13 protein-coding genes are annotated in these 19,700 nt (G+C 67.7%); 7 read left to right on the top strand and 6 right to left on the bottom strand.

Annotation, left to right across the window (positions count from 1 at the left end):
- Nucleotides 1-226 precede the first annotated feature (226 nt).
- The gene (locus U1763_RS12715) at nt 227-583 is read right to left on the bottom strand and encodes a PilZ domain-containing protein (RefSeq protein ID WP_332755499.1); all 357 of its coding nucleotides are present in this window, start codon (nt 581-583) and stop codon (nt 227-229) included.
- A 210-nt stretch (nt 584-793) separates the two neighbouring features.
- The gene (locus U1763_RS12720) at nt 794-1,240 is read right to left on the bottom strand and encodes a phasin family protein (protein WP_243643293.1); all 447 of its coding nucleotides are present in this window, start codon (nt 1,238-1,240) and stop codon (nt 794-796) included.
- Between the two features lie 259 nt (nt 1,241-1,499).
- Between U1763_RS12720 and U1763_RS12725 the strand changes: the two genes are divergently transcribed.
- Nucleotides 1,500-2,801, top strand: a complete 1,302-nt coding sequence (locus tag U1763_RS12725) for a UDP-glucose dehydrogenase family protein (RefSeq protein WP_332755500.1) — start codon at nt 1,500-1,502, stop codon at nt 2,799-2,801.
- A 181-nt stretch (nt 2,802-2,982) separates the two neighbouring features.
- Here the strand turns inward: U1763_RS12725 and U1763_RS12730 are convergent, their stop codons facing one another.
- Nucleotides 2,983-4,890 (bottom strand): gamma-glutamyltransferase family protein, encoded by a 1,908-nt coding sequence (locus U1763_RS12730; protein WP_332755501.1) that lies wholly within the window; start codon nt 4,888-4,890, stop codon nt 2,983-2,985.
- A 144-nt stretch (nt 4,891-5,034) separates the two neighbouring features.
- Between U1763_RS12730 and U1763_RS12735 the strand changes: the two genes are divergently transcribed.
- From U1763_RS12735 to U1763_RS12755, 5 genes are all read left to right on the top strand, one after another.
- A complete protein-coding gene (locus U1763_RS12735) occupies nt 5,035-5,649 on the top strand; it encodes a TetR/AcrR family transcriptional regulator (RefSeq protein WP_332755502.1) in 615 nt (204 codons plus the stop codon).
- A gap of 310 nt (nt 5,650-5,959) precedes the next feature.
- Nucleotides 5,960-6,358 (top strand): hypothetical protein, encoded by a 399-nt coding sequence (locus U1763_RS12740; RefSeq protein WP_056489271.1) that lies wholly within the window; start codon nt 5,960-5,962, stop codon nt 6,356-6,358.
- The gene (locus U1763_RS12745) at nt 6,355-7,632 is read left to right on the top strand and encodes an efflux RND transporter periplasmic adaptor subunit (protein ID WP_443026922.1); all 1,278 of its coding nucleotides are present in this window, start codon (nt 6,355-6,357) and stop codon (nt 7,630-7,632) included. Before U1763_RS12740 ends, U1763_RS12745 begins: the two co-directional genes overlap by 4 nt.
- A 133-nt stretch (nt 7,633-7,765) precedes the next feature.
- Nucleotides 7,766-10,945 (top strand): efflux RND transporter permease subunit, encoded by a 3,180-nt coding sequence (locus tag U1763_RS12750; protein ID WP_332755503.1) that lies wholly within the window; start codon nt 7,766-7,768, stop codon nt 10,943-10,945.
- Nucleotides 10,946-10,955: 10 nt separating this feature from the next.
- Entirely contained in the window at nt 10,956-12,356 is a 1,401-nt protein-coding gene (locus U1763_RS12755; RefSeq protein WP_332755504.1) for an efflux transporter outer membrane subunit, read from the top strand.
- A 112-nt stretch (nt 12,357-12,468) separates the two neighbouring features.
- Here U1763_RS12755 and U1763_RS12760 read toward each other — a convergent pair whose 3' ends face one another.
- Nucleotides 12,469-15,675, bottom strand: a complete 3,207-nt coding sequence (locus U1763_RS12760; RefSeq protein WP_332755505.1) for an autotransporter outer membrane beta-barrel domain-containing protein — start codon at nt 15,673-15,675, stop codon at nt 12,469-12,471.
- A 136-nt stretch (nt 15,676-15,811) separates the two neighbouring features.
- Between U1763_RS12760 and U1763_RS12765 the strand changes: the two genes are divergently transcribed.
- Nucleotides 15,812-16,297, top strand: a complete 486-nt coding sequence (locus U1763_RS12765) for a hypothetical protein (RefSeq protein WP_277984041.1) — start codon at nt 15,812-15,814, stop codon at nt 16,295-16,297.
- 42 nt (nt 16,298-16,339) lie between these two features.
- Here U1763_RS12765 and U1763_RS12770 read toward each other — a convergent pair whose 3' ends face one another.
- Nucleotides 16,340-18,757, bottom strand: coding sequence for a TonB-dependent receptor (locus tag U1763_RS12770; RefSeq protein ID WP_332755506.1), 2,418 nt, complete (start codon nt 18,755-18,757; stop codon nt 16,340-16,342).
- A 2-nt stretch (nt 18,758-18,759) separates the two neighbouring features.
- Entirely contained in the window at nt 18,760-19,692 is a 933-nt protein-coding gene (locus U1763_RS12775; RefSeq protein ID WP_332755507.1) for a FecR family protein, read from the bottom strand.
- Between the last annotated feature and the right edge of the window lie 8 nt (nt 19,693-19,700).

Here is a 19,700-nt window from a genome sequence, read left to right on the forward strand (position 1 = left end):
GACTGGGGGATGACGGACTGGGGGATGACGGACTGGGGGATGACGGACTGGGGGATGACGGACTGGGGGATGACGGACTGGGGGATGACGGACTGGGGGATGACGGACTGGGGGATGACGGACTGGGGGATGGGTGATGGACGGCCTCAGAAACGGGCCGGCGTTGGCACAGACTCTTCGGATACGCTGGGTACTGACCTCAAAGCCGACGAGGCGAACGCATCGGCTACCGCTCGTAGGGGTTGTTCAACTCCGCAAGCCAGCCCGCGGCGGGAGGCGTGACCTTTTCGTCAGCACCCCGCCGCGATCGCGCGCGGGCGACGTCGATCGGCGTATGGAACTTCAATCCCGCCAGTCCGCCTCGAACCCAGACGACGTCCGCGGGCGCTGACTGGACCTGGCCGATCGCGACGACCACTACGCTACCCACCGCGAGGCCATCCGGCTGCACGATGCAGATCCCGGTCTCCGAGATATTGGTCACGCGATGACTTTCGGCGGCGCTGTGATTGAGCCGAAACACATCGGCCTTGAGCATCACACTGGTACGCGTAGCTCGCGATAAGGGAACGGCCCGATCCATCTTCCACTCGATAATTACGCACCGTCGCAATCGCGCGTTGCCGTGGCGGGTGCAACACCGGCGGAGAAAAACTTCAAGGCTGGCGGTCCACTACTCCGTCTTCGTATCGGAGCGGCGGCGTTCTTGCTCGTCCGTACGCCGCTCCACCCTGACAAGACACTGGCCGCCGCCCGTCAGATCATCGGCGCCTAGTGCCAGATCCGCGATCCGTCACTTCGGGCCGTCGCCGCGCAAGGGTGCGACCGCGTCCTTGCCGAACTTCATGATCATCTCGCCGATCTCCCGCGCCTGGCTCATGCTGCGCTGACTCTGCTCGCGGAGGTAATCGCCCTGGATCTTCATGACCTGCGTCAGGTCCTTCGCACTGGCCGCCTCGCGCATCGCCGCGAACGCCTCGCGCGCATTCTGCTCGGCCTGGTCGATCATCGTCTTGCCGATCGTCGCGCCGCCCTCGGCGATCTTCCCGCCCGACTCCTTCATCGCCTCACCGGCGCGCTTGGCTGGATCGAGAACCTTCTCGGAGAACGCGTTGCGAGCCTGCTCTGCGCCAGCCTGCATCGTGTCGGTTGCGTCCTTTGCGGCGCGGGCGGCGCGGTCCGTCGCTGCCTTGTTCTGCGCAACGCCCTCGTCGATTGCGCTCTTGATGTCCTCGGCCATGCTATCGCTCCTTTTGCGGTGAAGGATAATGATGTGAGATCAACCGGCGCCGCGGCGTTTGGTTGCGCGATCGCGGCGGGTCTCCAAAGGCGTGTTTCTTCCGCACGGTCTTTGCAGTCGGCTCTGGCATCGGCACCGATGTCCCCCCCGGCAAATCCGTCGTCGCCCTCCTGCCCCGGTCCTTACAAGTCACCCGCAGGTCGCTTGCATGCCCACTCGTTTATCCCAATAGGGAGGTCGGGTCTCGAGGAACGTGAATATGCGCATCACAATGATCGGTTCAGGGTATGTCGGTCTCGTTTCCGGCGCGTGCTTCTCGGATTTCGGGCATGACGTCTGCTGCGTCGACATGGATCAGGCCAAGATCGACGCGCTTCATGCCGGCCGCATGCCGATCTTCGAACCCGGGCTGGACCTGCTCGTCGCCTCCAACGTCGCCGCTGGCCGCCTCACCTTCACGACCGATCTCGCCAGTGCGGTAGCGGGCGCGGATGCGATCTTCATTGCCGTCGGCACGCCGTCGCGACGCGGCGACGGTCATGCCGATCTCCGCTATGTCTTTGCCGCGACCGAGGAAATCGCGGCGGCGATCACGGGTCCGACCGTGGTCGTGACCAAGTCGACCGTGCCCGTAGGCACCGGCGACCGGGTCGAGGCGATCCTGCGCGAGAAGCGGCCCGACATCGACGTCGCGGTCGTCTCGAACCCCGAATTCCTGCGCGAAGGCGCCGCGATCGGCGACTTCAAGCGCCCCGATCGGATCGTCATCGGCACCGAGGACGAGCGCGCCAAGCAGGTGATGCGCGACGTCTATCGCCCGCTATATCTCAACGAATCGCCGATCCTGTTCGTCGGTCGGCGGACGTCCGAGTTGATCAAATATGCGGCCAACGCGTTCCTGGCGACCAAGATCACCTTCATCAACGAGATCGCCGATCTGTGCGAAGCGGTTGGCGCCGACGTCCAGGACGTGTCGCGCGGGATCGGGCTCGACAACCGGATCGGCAAGAAATTCCTTCACGCCGGCCCGGGCTATGGCGGTTCGTGCTTCCCCAAGGACACGCTGGCGCTGCTCAAGACCGCGGAGGATTACCAGACCCCGGTGCACATCGTCGAAGCGGTAGTGAAGGTGAACGACAGCCGCAAGCGCGCGATGGGACGCAAAGTGCTGGCGACGCTCGGCGACAGCCCGCGCGGCAAGACGGTCGCGCTACTGGGTCTGACCTTCAAGCCGAACACGGACGACATGCGCGACGCCCCGAGCCTGGCGATCGCGACCGCACTGGCAGATGCGGGCGTGACGGTACGGGCGCATGACCCCGAAGGCATGGAGCAGGCCAAGGCGATGCTGCCCGATCTGGTGTACTGCACCGACGCCTATGATGCCGCCGAGGGTGCCGACGCAGTGGTGATCGTGACCGAGTGGGACGCGTATCGTGCGCTCGATCTCCCTCGGTTGAAGGGGCTGCTCGCGGCGCCGGTAATGGTCGATCTCCGCAACGTGTATCAACGCGCCGACGTCGAACAGGCTGGCTTCACTTATACCGCCGTCGGGCGCTGATTGGGTCGGACCTTGCGATCATAGCACCACCCCGGCGAAGGCCGGGGCCCAGTTGGAAAAATGGCCGTAACCGAGCGCCGCCCTTCATTGGCAACGTGCCCAACTGGACCCCGGCCTTCTCCAGGGCGGTGCTTGGTTCGAACGTTACCGGCCGGGCTATGGCCGGCAGTTTAACGTTGCCTCAATATGCCAGCGCACACCCATCCGCGCGCATCTCGCTCGCCGCCGCATACACGCGCGTAGGTCCATCCATGCGGTGCTCGACGCATTCGTAGCGCCCGAACCCGCCATCTGGATCGCCGATCGTCCAGCCGATCTCCGCGAGCCGTTTCCGCGTCGCCAGCGGCACGCCGCTTTCCAGCCTGAGCAACCCGGTCGGCCCCAGCCCCGCGGCATCCTCGCCCATGGACTGCGACGATCCCTCGTGATGCCAGCGCGGTGAATCCCCCGCCGACTGGATCTCCAGCCCGTAATCGACGCGGTTGACGATGATCTGCGTCTGCCCCTGCGGCTGCATGTCGCCGCCCATCACGCCGAAACTCATCCATGGATCGCCCCCGCGCGTCGCGAACCCCGGGATGATCGTCTGGAACGGCCGCTTGCCCGGCGCATAGATGTTGGGATGGCCGTCCTTGAGGCTGAACAACTGTCCGCGATCCTGGAACATGAAGCCCAACGTCCGTCCATCCGGCCCGTCGGCCACCAACCCCGATCCCATGCCCCTGAAATTCGACTGGATCATCGACACCATCAGCCCGTCCTTGTCGGCACAGCTGAAATAGGTGGTGTCACCACGGCTTGGTGCCTGCCCCGGATAGACCGGCGTCAGGATCCGGTCGGGCCGGATCAGCTTCGCGCGTTCGGCCGCATACTCCTTCGAGATCAGCCACTCGACCGGCTGCTCGGCGAAATGCGGGTCCGCGTAATAGCGAGCGCGGTCCTCGTACGCCAAACGCTTGGCCTCCGCCTGGAGGTGGATCGACAGCGCCGACTGGAACCCCGCCTTCTTCAAATCGAAGCGTTCGAGGATGTTGAGCATCTGCAACGTCGCCAGCCCCTGCGTGTTCGCGCCGAGCGCATGGACCGTCGTCCCGCGATAGTCGGTCTGGTTGGGCTTGATCCATTCGGAGCGATGCGCGGCAAGATCCTCGTACCGCAGCCACCCGCCGATCCGCTTGAAATACCGGTCGGCCGCCCGCGCCAGATCGCCCTGATAGAACGCATCGCGGCCTCCCGCGGCGATCGCGCGATAGGTGCGCGCGAGATCGGGATTGCGGAACACCTGCCCCAGCGCCGGTCCCTTGCCGTCCGCCAGGCCATAGGTACGCAGCGCGTTGGCGACCTCCTCCAGCCCGTTGCCGGGCCGCTGAAACGCAACCAGGCTGCGGCGGATATAATAAGCGATGATATCGGGAACCGGCGCGCCCGCCTCGGCGTGCGCGATCGCCGGCTGGAACAGGTCGGCCCAGGGCAGCTTGCCGTAGCGCTGGTGCATCTGCCACCACGCATCGACCGCGCCCGGCACTGAGACGCTGAGCGCACCCAGCGCCGGCAACGCGCCGTTCTTCGCCCGCGCCCGCACCGTCTCCAGGCTCAGGCCACGCGGACTCTTGCCCGAGCCCGCCAGCCCGACGACCTTTTTCAGCTTCGGATCCCAGATCATCGCATAGGCATCGCCGCCGATCCCGCTCGACGTCGGCTCGAGAAACCCGAGGCACGCATTGATCGCGATCGCCGCATCGACTGCCGAGCCGCCGCGCTTGAGGATGTCGATCCCCGCCTGCGTCGCCAGCGGATGCGCGGTCCCCGCCGCACCGTTCAGGCCGTAAGCCGCGGTGCGCGATGCGAAACTCGCGCCGACCGGGCGATCACCAGCATGCACGTCGGGGCGGATGAAGCGATCCTGCCCGGCCTCCCACCCCGACGGCAACGGTGCTTCAGCGGCAGTTGCGGGTTGCGGCGCACCACCCTGCCCCGGCCCTTGCGCGCCCTGGCTACCCGGCGTGCCTCGCGTGCCGGTCTGCGCTCCAGACATCGCCGGCAACAGCGCGGCGGCGGGCAAAGCCGCGATGAAAGTCCGACGTTGCATGATCTACTCCCCTGACACGCGCGTATCCTCGCCTGCGATGATCGGAACGGCAACCCCGTGCCTGCTCCCCCCGCTGAGTAGAGCCGAGCCCAAAGCGTTCTACTCGCTGGACGTTTCGCCGTGCGTCCCTATATACCGACCGGTATGAATAGGCTTTGCACGCTCACCGCCCCCAAGGGCCGCCCCCGCGAGTTCGATCTCGACGAAGCGCTGGCGGGTGCGTTGCGCGTGTTCTGGCGCAATGGCTACGAAGGCGCGTCGATGGCCGAACTGACCGCAGAGATGGGGATTACCAAGCCCAGTCTCTATGCGGCGTTCGGCAATAAGGAAGCGCTGTTTCACAAGGCGCTCGACCTCTACGAGCGTGAGAAGCTGGCCTATATGACGTCTGCGCTGGCCGCACCGACGGCGCGTGCCGTAGCGGAAAACCTCCTTCGGGGTGCACTCCAGATGCAGATGAGCACCTGCGATCCGAAAGGGTGTCTCAGCGTGATCAGCAGCGTGGCGTGCAGTGCCGAAGCCGAGCCGATCAAGGCCGAAGTCGCGAAGCGCCGCGCCTCGTCCGAGGCCGCGCTGATGAAGCGGTTCGACGAAGCCAAGGCGGCGGGCGAATTCCCCGATGGCCTCGAGTCGCACGCGCTGATGCGTTACCTCTTCGCGATCATGCAGGGGCTCTCGATCCAGGCGGGATCGGGCGCGACCTGCGTCGAGCTGAAGCAGCTCGTCGAGACCAGCATGCTCATGTGGCCGACCAAATAGACACGGTTTCTACCGCGCTGCGGAAAAAAATACCGCCCGGTACAAAAGTCTGTTGACTAGATGAACCCCAGGTTTATATACCGACTGGTATCGAAGCTCTATCCTACTTCGGATGGGGCAACCGGGGACACAAATCCATGACCACGGTTACAATCTAGGCTTCGGCCGAACTTTCAAAAATTCCAAGCGGGCAAGCGCGGCACGGGGATGTGCCGGCAACGACCGCGCACGCCTTGCGACCAGCTGACGTCGGTGGACCGTCCACCGACGAAGGCCAGCGCTTGCCCAAGATCAAAAGGGGGACAATCCCATGGCTTATCTCGACCTAGACAACATGTTCGCTTCGCCCGTCACCAGCCGCGCCCAGACGGTGGCGGCCCCTGCCCCGACCGGCTTCTCCGCGCTGGAATGGAGCGTCATCGCGCTCGCCAAGCGCGACACGTTGCGCAGCCTGTCCGGCCCCAGCCGCATGTCGCGGGCGATGGGCAGCCTGTTCGGCCTGAGCACCGCGTCGCGGCTCGCCGATCCCCGGCTCGAGGCGTTGCGGCGGATGGCCGTGTACGCCTGGCGTCGCGGCTTTGCGCTGCCGATGGCCGAAATCCAGGGCTTCCTCGCCGCCGGCTTTGCCGAGGCACAGATCGAAACGCTCGTCGAGAGCGTGACCGGCATGCGCGTCGGCATCCAGCAGAAGCGGAGCATCGCAGCGTGAACCAACTTACCACGATCACGGCCGCGAACGACGCCGACGTCGTCGCGTCGCCGCCCGCGGACCGTCACCGACGACCCGCATGGCAGCGCGGCGCGATGGTGCTCGTGCCGATCGCGCTGCTCGGTGCGGTCGGCGTGAAGCTGTTCGACCATCCCGACGCAGCGATGGCGGCCCCACCGCCCGCCTCCGTCACGGTCGCGTCGCCGCTCGTCCGGCAGGTCAGCGAGTGGGACGATTATGTCGGCCGCTTCGCACCGAGCCGCACGGTGGAGATCCGTCCGCGCGTCGCTGGCGAAGTCACCGGCATTCACTTCCGCGACGGCGAGATCGTCAGCAAGGGGCAGTTGCTCTTCACGATCGATTCCCGTCCGTTTGCGGCTGCCCTGGCTGAGGCACATGCCAATGTCGCGAGCGCCCGAAGCGCCTTGTCGCTGGCCCGTACCGATCTCGGTCGCGCGCAGCGGCTAGTCGCCGACGAAGCGGTCTCCGCAGGCGAAGTCGACGCCCTGCGCGGCCGGCTCGAAGCAGCCCAGGCCGCACTGGCCGCGGCGCAGGCTCGCGAACGCGCCCGCGCCTTGGACGTCGGCTTCACGCAGGTTCGCGCACCGATCGGCGGTCGTATCTCCGATCGTCGCGTCGATGCGGGCAACCAGGTCGCGGGCGGCGAAGGCACCGGCGGCACGGTGCTGACGACGATCAACGCGCTTGACCCGATCTACTTCACGTTCGATGGGTCGGAAGCGCTGTACCTCAAGACGCAGCGCGCGCGTCAGCCGGGTGCGACGCCGGCGGCGGTCGAGATCCAGTTGCAGGACGAGACCGAGCATCGCTGGAAGGGCAAGCTCGACTTCACCGACAACGGCCTCGACCAGCGCTCGGGCACGATCCGCGGCCGCGCGGTGCTCGCCAACCCGGGGTATTTCCTGACGCCGGGGATGTTCGGCAACATGCGTCTCGCGAGTGCGGGGACGCGGCAGGCGCTGCTGGTGCCCGACGACGCGGTGCAGACCGATCAGGCTCGGAAGGTCTTGCTGACGATCGATGCGAAGAACGTCGTGAGCCAGAAGCCGGTCGAACTCGGCCCGGTGGTCGATGGCCTGCGGATCGTGCGCTCGGGAATCGGGCCGAACGACCGGATCATCATCCAGGGTACGCAGATGGCGATGCCAGGCGCCACGGTTGCGCCGAAGGTCGGCCGGATCGTGGTTGCGTCGGGTACGACGGCGCCAGCGTCGGTCCAGCCGATCTCGGGCGAGGCCACGCTCGCCAAGTAACCACCACCCCGGCGAAGGCCGGGGCCCAGGTGGGATAGCGTTTCGATGTAATTATTGCGGTTCGCCCAACTGGGCCCCGGCCTCCGCCGGGGAACGGCTGGTGCTGCGCGCCCCTCTACCGAGGAAATTTCCCATGCGCTTCTCGCGCTTCTTCATCACCCGGCCGATCTTCGCGGGCGTGATCGCGGTGATCATCACGATCGTCGGCGCGATCGCCTACATGACGCTGCCGGTGTCGCAATATCCCGACATCGTCCCCCCGACCGTCACCGTCAGCGCGACCTATCCCGGCGCCTCTGCCGAGACGGTCGCCGAAACCGTCGCCGCGCCGATCGAGCAGGAGATCAACGGCGTCGACAACATGCTGTACCAGTCGTCGCAATCGACCGGTGACGGCAAGGTCACGATCACCGTGACCTTCAAGATCGGCACCAACCTCGACGCCGCGCAGGTGCTCGTCCAGAACCGTGTTGCGGTCGCCGTCCCGCGCCTGCCCGAGGACGTCCAGCGTCTCGGCGTGGTGACGCGCAAGACGTCGCCCGACTTCCTGATGGTGGTGAACCTCGTCTCGCCCGACAACTCGCTCGATCGCGGCTACATCTCCAACTACGCGCTGACCCAGGTCCGCGATCGCCTCAGCCGCATCGACGGCGTCGGCGACGTGCAGCTGTTCGGCGCGCGCGATTATTCGATGCGCATCTGGATCGATCCCGGTCGCGCCGCCGCGCTAGACCTCACCGCCGGCGAGATCGTCGCCGCTCTGCGCGCGCAGAACGTCCAGGTCGCCGCGGGCACGCTCGGCCAGCCGCCCTATGACAAGGGCAACAGCGCGTTCCAGCTCAACGTCGAGACGCAGGGCCGCCTGACCGATCCCAAGCAGTTCGCCGACGTCGTCATCCGCACCGACGCACAAGGCCGCCAGGTTCGCGTCTCGGACGTCGCCCGCGTCGAACTCGGCGCACAGGATTACGGCGCAAACACCTATCTCAGCGGCAAGCCCACGGTCATCGCCGCGGTCTTCCAGCGCCCCGGCTCGAACGCACTCGGCGCGGCACAGGCCGTCACCGCCGAGATGGCGAGCATGTCGAAGCGCTTCCCCAAGGGCCTCGAATACAAGGTCATCTACAACCCGACCGAGTTCATCGCGCAGTCGATCGACGCGGTGAAGCACACGCTCTTCGAAGCGATGATCCTCGTCGTGCTCGTCATTCTCGTCTTCCTGCAGAAGTGGCGCGCGGCGATCATTCCGATCGTGGCGATCCCGGTCTCGCTGATCGGCACCTTCGCGGTGCTCGCCGCCGCCGGGTACAGCCTCAACAACCTGTCGCTGTTCGGCCTCGTCCTCGCGATCGGCATCGTCGTCGATGATGCGATCGTCGTGGTCGAGAATGTCGAGCGCAACCTCGAGCACGGGCTCTCCCCGTTAGAGGCGGCGCGCACATCGATGGACGAAGTGTCGGGCGCGCTGGTCGCGATCGTGCTCGTGCTCTGCGCGGTGTTCATCCCGACCGTCTTCCTCACCGGGCTGTCGGGCGCGTTCTACCGCCAGTTCGCGGTGACGATCTCGACCGCGACGATCATCTCGCTGCTGATCTCGCTGACGCTGTCGCCGGCACTCGCCGCGATGTTGCTCAAGCCGACTGCCCCCGCGGACTCGGGCAACCGCCTGACCCGCACCGTGCGGCGTGCCGGCGATGCCTTCAACCGCGGGTTCGAGCGGATGAGCGACAGCTATGCCCGCCTCACCGCCCGCCTCGTCACCGCGCCGAAGCGGATGATGACCGCCTATGCCGCGCTGATCGCGGTCACGGTCGGCGTGTTCATGGTCACGCCGTCGGGCTTCGTTCCCGCACAGGACCAAGGCTACTTCCTGACCGTCATCCAGCTTCCGCCCGGCTCGTCGGTCGAGCGTACCGACGCCGTCATGCAGAAGGTCGCGAAACGCATCCTGCCGCTCGCCGGCGTCAAGGGCGCGGTCATGCTCGCGGGCTTCGACGGCCCCTCGCAGACGCTCGCTCCCAACTCGGCCGCCGCGTACATCCCGCTGAAGAGCTTTGAGGAACGCAAGAAGCTAGGCGTTACGCTCGCGAGCATCATGGCGGAATCGCAGAAAGCGACCGGCGACATCACCGAAGCGCGCCTGCTGATCGTCCCGCCGCCCCTGATCCAGGGTATCGGCTCGGCCGGCGGCTATCGCTTGATGGTGCAGGACCAGGGTGGCCACGGTTACGCCGACCTCGGCAAGACGAGTTACGCGCTGATCGGCCAGGCGAACCAGACCAAGGGTCTCGCCCAGATCTACACGTTCTTCGACACCGCCACCCCGCGCATCTTCGCCGACGTCGATCGCGCCAAGGCCAATCTCCTTGGCGTCCCACCGGAGCGCGTGTTCGAGGCGTTGCAGGTCTATCTCGGCTCGGCGTTCGTCAACGACTTCAACCTGCTCGGCCGCACCTACCGCGTCACCGCACAGGCCGACGCGCCGTTCCGCAACACCACCGCCGACATCGCCAACCTGAAGACGCGCTCCAACTCGGGCCAGATGGTCCCGGTCGGCTCGGTCTCGACGTTCAAGGACAAGACCGGCCCGTACCGCGTGGTCCGCTACAACCTGTTCCCCGCGGTCGAGGTCGATGGCGACACTGCCAAGGGCTATTCGTCGGGCCAGTCGCTGGTCGCGATGGAGAAGCTCGCCGATGCGTCGCTGCCCGCTGGCTACGCGCACGAATGGACCGGCATCGCCTATCAGCAGAAAGCAGCCGGCAGCACTGCCGCACTCGTCTTCGGCATGGCGGTGGTGTTCGTCTTCCTCGTGCTCGCCGCGCAGTATGAGAGCCTGACGTTACCGCTCGCGATCATCCTGATCGTGCCGATGTGTCTGCTCGCCGCAATGACCGGCGTGAACCTGCGGGGCATGGACAACAACGTCCTCACGCAGATCGGCCTGGTCGTGCTGATTGCGCTCGCCGCGAAGAACGCGATCCTAGTCGTGGAGTTCGCCAAGCAGGCCGAGGAACAAGACGGCCTTACCCCCGTCGAGGCCGCGGTCCGCGCGGCCAAGGACCGGTTGCGGCCGATCCTGATGACGAGCTTCGCGTTCATTCTCGGCGCAGTGCCGCTGGTGATCGCGACCGGTGCCGGTGCGGAACTCCGCCAGGCGCTCGGGACCGCGGTGTTCTTCGGGATGATCGGCGTGACCGGGTTCGGCCTGCTCTTCACCCCCACCTTCTATGTCGTCGCACGGGCGCTGGCGCTGCGGTTCGAACGCCGCCGTCCCGCCGCACCCGCCGCGACCCTTCAGCCAGCCGAATAGGACCAGCATCATGAAGTCCGCCCTCCTCGCGAGCCTCTCGGCGCTGACGCTCGCCGCCTGCGCCGCCGGCCCCGACTATGTCGCGCCGATCACCCCACCCAAGGCGGCGGCATCGTTCGTCACCGCAAACGCAGCCACCGTCACCACCGCGCCCGACAACGACTGGTGGCGGATGTACCGCGACCCGGTCCTCGACAGCCTCGTCGCGGACGCGCTCGCGGCAAACACCGACCTCCGCGTCGCCGTCGCGCGGCTCGACAGCGCCCGCGCCTCCCTGCGCGGCGCGAAGACCGACCGCGAACCTCAGGTGAACGCGGGCGCGAGCGGCAATTACGCGCGCACCTCGCAACTCCAGAACCTGCCCGGCCTCGACCGCGAGCGCGCCACCTACGACGTAGGCCTGGACGTCAGCTACGAGGTCGATCTCGCCGGCCGAGTCCGCCGCAACGTCGAAGCAGCCCGCGGTGACGTCGGCGCCGCACAGGCCGATGCGGACGCCGTCCGCGTCTCGATCGTCGCGGCAACGACCCGCGCCTATGTCGACGCAGCCTCGTCCGCCGAACGTCTTGTAGTCGCCCGGCGGATCGTCGACCTGCTCGACAAGTCGAACACGCTGACCGGCAAGCGCGTCGACGCGGGTCGCGCAGCCCGCCTCGACCAGGTCCGGATCGCAGCCCTGCGCGACCAGCGCGCCGCCAACATCCCGCAGATCGAAGCCGAGCGCCAAGCCGCGCTGTTCCGCCTCGCCACGCTCACCGGCCGCACCCCGCAGGACCTGCCCGCAACCGCCGGCGCCCGCACGACGACGCCGCGCCTAGACCAGCCGATCCCAATCGGCGACGGCGCGACGTTGCTAGCCCGCCGCCCCGACGTCCACGCAGCCGAACGCCGGCTCGCGGCCGCCACCGCGCGGATCGGCGTGCAGACCTCGCAACTCTATCCGCAGATCTCGCTCGGCGGATCGATCGGCTCGACCGCGCTTAGCGTGGGCGACATCTTCACCGGCGGCCCAATCCGCTGGCTGCTCGGCCCGCTGCTGAACTGGTCGCTCAACCAGTCCGCCGCCCGCGCGCGCATCGCCGGCGCCGAGGCGGACTCGCGCGGCGCGCTCGCCAATTTCGACGGCAGCGTCCTCACCGCACTCGAGGAAACCGAGACCGCGCTGTCGAACTACGCCCGCGAACTCGATCGCCGCACGCAGTTGCAGTCCGCGCACGACAACGCCGCCACCGCCGCCCGCATCACCCGCGCCCGTCAGCGCGAAGGCCAGATCGACTTCCTCGACGTGCTCGACGCCGAGCGTACGCTTGCCGATACGGATACGGACCTCGCCGCAGCCGACGCGCGGATCGCCGGCGCGCAAGTCGACCTGTTCCGTGCACTAGGCGGCGGCTGGCAGACGCGCACGTAAAACTCCCTCCCCTTCAGGGGAGGGTTGGGGTGGGGCTTCACCACGGGCGGCTCACGCGGGGAACTGCCCCACCCCCAACCCCTCCCCTGAAGGGGAGGAGAGCAGAAGTGCCCTACAACCCGATCTGCAGGCTCGCCCGCAGCGACAGCGCGACGCGGCCCTGTTGCTGCTCCGCGCCGAACTCGCCGCCCATCCGGAACGCCGAGCTGCCGCCGACCGCGCGGAGTTTGCCGACCCAGCCGCTGGTCCGCTCTTCCGGCGTCAGCGTGAACGACTGCCCCCCCTCGAACGACGCCGTCGTCGCCCCGAGCCCGCCACCGACCAGTTCGCGGCGACCGCCCTCGGCCTCGACCCGGAACCAGCCCTGGTCCGGGCTTAATCCGCCGAAGTTCAGCCCCAAGGCCGTGCTGGCCGTCACCGCCAGCTCGTCACTCGTACGCGAGCGCACCACGAGGTCGATCGCCTTGCCGCCACCGGTCTCGCTGTAACCGTCCTCCTTGAGCTTGTAATAGTCGATCGCGAGCACCGGGCGGAACACGAAGATACCCTTGCCGCCGTCCCACGACATGCCACCCGACGCGGAGTATAGCGTGCCGTTCCAGTCGCCCTTGGACGTCCGATCGACCGCCTCGCTGCCGATCGCGCCGCTGAACTGGCGGGTGCCGTCGAACGCTATCCGTGCCCCGGAAACGCGCGCATTGGTCTGAAGATCGCCCCAGTGGCCCCGCCAATATCCGGCCAGCTCATATTGGTTCGACCGCACTTCATTGTCGGTGCCGTCATCGGCATCCTGGCCGTTGAGATACGCGAGCGAAGTGCCGAAATTGCCCACCCCGGTCTTGTACTCCGCACCCGCCGAAACGCCCCAGCCGGTGATGTCATAGCCCGCGGTGTCGGCGATGCTCTTCGACGTGCCCCACGCGACCTGCGTCACCCAATAGCCCCATTTGCCCTCGTCCTTGAACGGGCCGTGCGGGTCGGCGAGCACGCGGGCGGTCGCGCGCGAGCCCATCGTGACGGCCTCGAACGTGCCGCCGGCATGCTCGGGCAGCATCTGGCGGACCGAGCCTCGGAATGCGTCGCCATCGGTGATGGTGAGGAACGCGCCGCCGACCTTCGCGTCGTTGCCGAGCGCCTTGTAGACCGCATCATAGGCCGACGCCTGCGAGCGATTGAAACCGAGTTCGGTCGACGATTTGCGCAGCACGTCGACGGTCAGGTCGTTGCCCGTATTGGTCGCGATGCTGCCCTTGTAGAGGAACGGCAACGCGGTCGTCGTCGCGGTCAGATTGGCCGCCCCCGTCAGCGTGCCGGCGCGCAGCACGACGTAACGCCCCTCCGCATCGACAACGCTGGTGAGCTTCAGCGCGAGCTTCGAATCTTTGTCGAAGGTTGCGGTGCCAGCGACCTGGATCATCGTACCGGTGCCGCCGGTCTTGTCGAGCGTTACCGCCAGCACGCCGCCGCCGGTCACCGCCAGCGAGGCGATCGACGCAGCCTTGGTGATGTCGAGCGTGCCACCATTGACCGCGACCGCAAGCCCTTGCGCGTTGGCGAGCGTGCCGGCGAAGCGCGCGGTGCCGCCGAGCGTCAGCGTATCGCTGCCACCGCCGAAGTCCGCCGCACCGCTGAACACCGACGTACCGGCGAGCGTGAGCGCGTCGTTGCCCGCGCCGAACACCGCGCCGCCGGTGAAGGTCGCATCACCTGAGAGCGAGAGCCGGTTGTTGCCGGTGCCGAACCGTGCGGTGCCGGCGACGGTGCCGTCGGCAACGTCGAACAGGTCGTTGCCACTACCAAAGCGCACGTCACCGACGATCGCGGGCGCGGCAATGCCGGTCGCGACCGCGGTCTGGCGGACGATCGTGCCGGTGGTGTTCGCCGACAGGTCGATCGCGACGTTGCGTTCCGAGGTGGCGAGCGCACCCGCTGCGCCGATCCCGCCGCTATTCTCCACCAGCGTCACCGTTCCCGACCGGTCGAGGATGCCGATCGCGGTACCGTCGGCGGCCTGCGCGGTGGCCTTGATCGTGCCGCTGTTGCGGATCGTCGCGACCGAGGCGCCGGTATCGACGAGGACCGCGGTCGAGCGCGATGCCGCCGTGCCGCCCCCCGCTGCCGAGATCGTGCCGGCGTTGCGGATCTCAGCGGTCGACGCGCCGCTGCCGAGCTTCAACGCGGTCGCGCTCGCGCCGTTCGCCGCCGCCGCCACGGTCCCGTTGATGCCGATCCCGCCCGCGATTGTCACCACGCCACCGAGCCCGCCGATCGCGAGCCCGGTGCCTTCGACGCCGCCATAGACGCCGCTCCCCGCAATCCCGCCGTCGACGATCAGCCCGAAACCGGTGCCAGAGCCTGCCACCGCACCGATCGCGACCGCACGCGTTGCCGAGCCGATCTGCACCGCGGGCGCCGCGCCATAGGAGGTGATCGCCGCCGAACCTTCGGTGCTGTCGAGCAGCCCGTCCTTGTCCTCGTCGGTATCGGTGGTGCTCGCATCCTTTGGCGGGACCGCGAAGATGATCCCGCCCGAGACGTTGCCGGCGACGATCAGCGCCGAGCCGCCCTGCAACAGGTCGTCGGCGTCGAGCTTGCTGGTATCGGCGGGCGCGGTCACCGACCGATAGCCGGTCGACCCCAATGCGCCCTGGACGACGAGCGCGCCCGCGATGTCGCCATCGACACGCGCGGCGACTGCGCCTTGCCCGATCGCCGCGATCGTGCCGGCGAGCCGGACGTTGCCGGTGACGTCGGCGATCCGCACGCCGGTCGATCCGTCGCCGGTGACCGAGGTCTGGCCATCATGCGTGAACGCGCCGGTCAGCGGTCCGCCGAGCCAGATGCCGGCGGAGTTGTTGCCCTCGATCGTGATCGCGCCGCTGTTGACGATCGCGCCGGTATACGCGCCCGCGGTGCGGATGCCGGTGCGGCCGGTGCCTGCTGCGAACGGGCCGTCGAGGTCGCCGTCCTTGTCGGTATCGGTGGCCGTATAGCTCTCGTCGATGATGATCTTGCCGGCAGTCGCGTTGGTGATGCCGCCGCCAGTGCCTGCGTTGGCGAGGATGCCGGTCGAGCCATCGGCGTTGGTGACCTGGATCGTGCCTTCGTTCACGACCGAATTGACGCTGTCGACGGTCACTGCGGTGCCGCTGGTCGGCGTGACCGACCCGGCCGCGACGATCTTGAGGTTGTCGGCTGCGCCTGCCTTGATCGTCGAGGTCCGCACCGCATCGGTCCGCTTGGTGTCGATGACGGTCTGCGCATGGAGCGGCGACGTGACCGCGAACAGGCAGGTGGTGGTCAGCAGGAGACGACGCATACGGAACCCTTTTCGATGTGTTTTCGAAGAGAGGACGGAGGCGTGGCCCGCTAACCTTGAACTGCGGTGCATTATCGCGCGGCACCAGGATCGCGGCGGCGCGTTATCGGCTCGATAATTTCAGGGAATTGCCAGCATGATCACCACTATCGCCGAACTCGACCGCATCCGCGACGACAGCAAGCGTCTCGTCACGACGCGCTCGATGATGTCGGCGGGCGCGGCGGTCGTGCCGATCCCCGGCGCGGATATCGTCGCGGACATCGGTCTGCTTACCAAGCTGCTACCCGAGATCAGCAAGCGCTTCGGCCTCGATCACGATCAGGTGAAGACGATGGAGCCGCAACTCGCGCAGCAGGCGCTGGTGATGGCGTCGAGTCTGGGCAACACGATGATCGGCCGGATGGTGACCAAGCGCATCGTCGCCGCCCTCCTCCGCCGCGTCGGCGCCCGCGTGGCGGTCGGATCGATGGCGAAGTTCATCCCGTTTGCGGGCTCGGCGGTGGCTGCGACGATCAGCTTCGGCGCGATGAAGCTGGTCGGCAACTCGCACGTCGAAGACTGCTACAAGACCGCGCTGGCGCTGCTCCCCGCCGACCAGCGCGCACTGGCGAACGTGTGAAAGCTGGATCCTCCCCCGCCAGGGGGAGGATCGAACGGTTAGCTAGAACGCAGCGTCCAGCCCGATCCGCACCGTCCGCGGACGTTGTGGCGTAATCTGGCCACTGCCGACCTGGAACGGCGTCCCCAGCGCGAACCGGTTGCCGACGCTATCCGTCAGGTTCGTTATTCCGAGCGTCAGCCCCAACGAACTTCTCCCGACCCGCGCGGTCAGCGCCGTGTCGAGATAATCCCCCTGCTCCTCGCCGAGCACGGGCCCCACGCCGAGCCGCGATCGACCGACATAGCGCGCCCAGCCATAGACCCGCAGTTCCAGATCGCGGCCGACATCATGCCGGTAATCCGCCCCCAGCCGCCCGGCATAACGCGCGATGTTCGGCACCTGGCTCATCCGCGCGAGCGCCACGAACAGATTGGCGCTGGGTTCGGTCACGCGGCTGTCATTGTAGGTGAAGCCCGCGTCGAGCGTCAGCCCTGCGACCGGCTTCCACCCGCCAGTCGCGCTGAACGTCCAGATCCGGCCGTCGCCGATATTGGCAGTACTCGGCAGGCCGGTCGCGTCGATGAAATCCGCCTGGATATCCTGCCAGATCGTGTGCGACACGCTCGCCGACAGATACGCGCTGTCGACCCCCGCCAGTCCATAGCGCACGCCGCTTTCCAGCGTCCGCACGCGGTCATTCTCGAACCGCCGCACGAAATCGCTCTCGATCGCCAGCCCGCCCGGGCGGAATCCCTGCTGATATCGCCCATACAACGACAATTTGGGCAACACCGCGGCGATCAGCGAGGCGGACGGCAGCACGCTCGTCTCGATCCGGTCCGCGGTCACGCGCGCACGGGCCAGCGCAACCGTCTCCAGCCGCGCCGGCGCGATATCCTCACCAGTCCCAGCCAGCGATGCCCGCGTGACGCGCGCGCCCGCCGTCGCGGTCAGCCCGCGGACCAGCTGCATGCTCCCCTCGCCATACAGCGTCGCCTCGTCGATGCTGTTGGTCACGCCCGTCACCGGCGCAGGCGCATCGACCGGCCCGAGCGACCGCGACAGCCGCGTCCGGTTGTGCGTGAAACTGCCGCCGACGACCCAGCCGAAGCCGTTCCGCATCGGCCGCCATACCCGCGTCTCGTTCGCGATCATGTCGGTCGCATTGCGCTGGGCGAACACACGCGGGCTGCCCGCAGCTGTCGTCAGGGGACTGCCGAACGCAGGCCCGTTGGTAACCGGTAGCGTCGGATCGACTACTGGCAGGGTCGCATCGTACCGTTCGGTCAGCGTCTGGCGGACGATCCCGGTCGAGGATCTGACCTTCAGCCCGCCGATCGCGCCCGACACGACCACCTGCCCCATCGCATAATCCGCGGAGAAGCCCTGCACGATCGCGCTGGACCGCGTGAGGGCGGGTGCGTCGCGATCGGCATATTGGCTGTCGTCGCCCTTGGTCCATTGCCCGATCCCGCCGAGATCGACGGTCCAGCCATTCCCCGCATCGAGCCTCAGCATCGCGCGACCGCCACCGATCCGCGTCCGGTTCACGTCGCGCCGGTCGAGCACCGGATTGTCGATATAGCCACCCTCGCTCACGCCGTAGCCGACGACGCGCAGTGCGGCGCGCTCGCCGAGCGGCACGTTCAGCGTTGCCCCCAGATCTGCGCCGGGATCGCCGTGCCACGTCGCCGAGAGACCGCCCGCGATCGACGCGGAGACCGCGCCCAGCTCCGGCGCGTTGGGCACGGTACGGATGATCCCGCCGAGCGAGCCTGCGCCGTACAGCGTGCCCTGCGGGCCTTCGAGCACCTCGACCGACGCGATGTCGTAGAGGCGCAGATCGGGATCGGGGGCATTATAGCTCAGCCGCAGGTCGCCGAAATATTGCCCCACCGTGGTCTGGGTCGGCCCGGTGAAGCTCGAATCGGCGATGCCGCGGATGAACAGCTTGTTGCGGCCGGCACCGAGATGCGTCGACGACACGCTCGCGAGCCGCGCCAGCATCGCCTCGGTCCCGCCCGCGCCGCCAAGCGCGAGATCGACCCCGTCGAGCAACGCCACCTGTCCCGCGAAATCGCGCAGCCGGACGTCGCGCTTGCTGCCGGTTACGATGATATCCGCGCCTTCCGCCACAGGTGCGGCAACCGGAATGACCTTAGGCCTCTTCGCCCGGACCGAGACGACTCGCGGCGCGCGTGTCACGAGCCGCCACCCGACCGGCCCCGCCGCGACGACATCCGCATTCACCGCAGACGCCAACCGGTCTAGTGCCTCGCGCGCGCTCATTCGCCCACGCACCGCCGGCACGCGCCGCGCCCACAGCGCCGGATCGCCGACGACGATGCTTGTCCCCGACTGCCGCCCAAGCGTCAGCACTGCATCCCCAAGCCGCCCCGCCGGCAAGTCTACGCCCCCCTGCCCCGCCTGCGCAGGAGCGGCGACGGCGAGCGCCGCGACGACCAGACATCCGCGCATCCTCACGAGCGCGTGGACATCACCCAGTGACCGCCGGTCTTGCGGATCGCGACACCCAGCAGCGGCGCGGCGAGCCGGGGATCGCCCGCCAGCTTGGCGGTCGCGATGCTGCCGCTGAACGGCCGCTTCGCCACAGTTGGGTCGGCGCGCAGGTCGACGCCCAGCGCACGCGACAGGTCGTCCGCCACCTCCGCCAGCGTCGCTCCCTCATAGGCCAGCACGCTGTCGCGCCACGATCCGACGCTGGCGACATCGACGGCCGTGACGGTCGCCGTGCCGTCGCGCACGACCAGCCCCTGCCCCTTTACGAGCCGGATGCCTTCGCGCCCCGGATTGTAATCGACCGCGCCCTCAGACACGGCGACGCGCGTCTCGCCTAGCGCGAACTTCACGTCGAACGCGGTGCCGACGTCGACTAGCCGCGCGCCGCCGACGCTCACCTCGAACGGATCGCTATCGTCGTGCCGGACCACGAACATCGCCTCGCCGCGTTCCAGCGTCGCGATCCGCGGGTCGTCGCGATCGAGCATCAGCCGCGTCGCACCGCCCATCGCGATGCTGCTGCCATCGGCGAGCCGAACCGTCCGCATCGCCCCCGCCGCCGTCTCGACCGTATAGGGGTGCGCCCTCGTCTGGGTCGCTTCATAGCCGACGAAGAGCGCCAAAGACGCCGCGATCGCCCCGCCGGCCCAGACCGGCCAGCGGCGGCGCGCGGCCGTCACGACGATCGGTGCGGCCTGCACAGGCGGTACGGCGGCCGCCATATCCTCAAGATCCGCCGATATCGCATGATACGCCGCTGCATGACGCGGGTCCGCCTTCAGCCACGCCTGGAACGCCGGCCAGTCGTCGAACGCATCGCTGCCGGTCCGGACGACCCAGTCCAGCGCCGTCAAGTCCAGCGCGCGTGCGTCGATATCGTCATGCTCCGCCATCATGGCCT

The sequence above is a fragment of the Sphingomonas sorbitolis genome (assembly GCF_036663875.1).
Taxonomy (GTDB): domain Bacteria; phylum Pseudomonadota; class Alphaproteobacteria; order Sphingomonadales; family Sphingomonadaceae; genus Sphingomonas.

Excerpts from the sequence above, each read along its gene's own strand:
- U1763_RS12730 (WP_332755501.1), bottom strand. The coding sequence starts at position 4,890 with ATGCAACGTCGGACTTTCATCGCGGCTTTGCCCGCCGCCGCGCTGTTG.
- U1763_RS12720 (WP_243643293.1), bottom strand. The coding sequence starts at position 1,240 with ATGGCCGAGGACATCAAGAGCGCAATCGACGAGGGCGTTGCGCAGAAC.
- U1763_RS12770 (WP_332755506.1), bottom strand. The coding sequence starts at position 18,757 with ATGCGCGGATGTCTGGTCGTCGCGGCGCTCGCCGTCGCCGCTCCTGCG.
- U1763_RS12750 (WP_332755503.1), top strand. The coding sequence starts at position 7,766 with ATGCGCTTCTCGCGCTTCTTCATCACCCGGCCGATCTTCGCGGGCGTG.
- U1763_RS12740 (WP_056489271.1), top strand. The coding sequence starts at position 5,960 with ATGGCTTATCTCGACCTAGACAACATGTTCGCTTCGCCCGTCACCAGC.
- U1763_RS12775 (WP_332755507.1), bottom strand. The coding sequence starts at position 19,692 with ATGGCGGAGCATGACGATATCGACGCACGCGCGCTGGACTTGACGGCG.
- U1763_RS12735 (WP_332755502.1), top strand. The coding sequence starts at position 5,035 with ATGAATAGGCTTTGCACGCTCACCGCCCCCAAGGGCCGCCCCCGCGAG.
- U1763_RS12755 (WP_332755504.1), top strand. The coding sequence starts at position 10,956 with ATGAAGTCCGCCCTCCTCGCGAGCCTCTCGGCGCTGACGCTCGCCGCC.
- U1763_RS12760 (WP_332755505.1), bottom strand. The coding sequence starts at position 15,675 with ATGCGTCGTCTCCTGCTGACCACCACCTGCCTGTTCGCGGTCACGTCG.
- U1763_RS12725 (WP_332755500.1), top strand. The coding sequence starts at position 1,500 with ATGCGCATCACAATGATCGGTTCAGGGTATGTCGGTCTCGTTTCCGGC.
- U1763_RS12765 (WP_277984041.1), top strand. The coding sequence starts at position 15,812 with ATGATCACCACTATCGCCGAACTCGACCGCATCCGCGACGACAGCAAG.
- U1763_RS12715 (WP_332755499.1), bottom strand. The coding sequence starts at position 583 with ATGGATCGGGCCGTTCCCTTATCGCGAGCTACGCGTACCAGTGTGATG.